Consider the following 272-nt stretch of genomic DNA (forward strand, 5'->3'; position numbering starts at 1 on the left):
GGTCTCGTTCCCATACTTACAATATTAAAATAGGATTCATTATTTAAAACCATGTTTTGAGTATTTTGTAATTCTACTCCAGAAGAGTTTTTAACTATGTACTTTATTACTAAAACATCCTGATAATAATTTTTATTCTGTAGACTTATAGCTTTTTTTAATTCTTTTGTTATAAATAAGTTGACTATTTTATTGTCGTAAGTTGTTGTAAAATTTTCCACATATATATCAAGCTCATTATTTAGATCTTTTAGATAAGAATTAGTAGTGAT

1 protein-coding gene is annotated in these 272 nt (G+C 23.9%); it reads right to left on the reverse strand.

All coding sequences use genetic code 11. The features are described from left to right. Positions 1–272: hypothetical protein (locus SB764_RS40305; RefSeq protein ID WP_410866796.1), on the reverse strand; the 272-nt coding region annotated here is incomplete at both ends.

Origin of the sequence: Paraburkholderia sp. SIMBA_027 (assembly GCF_046535315.1) — a bacterium.
Taxonomy (GTDB): domain Bacteria; phylum Pseudomonadota; class Gammaproteobacteria; order Burkholderiales; family Burkholderiaceae; genus Paraburkholderia; species Paraburkholderia tropica.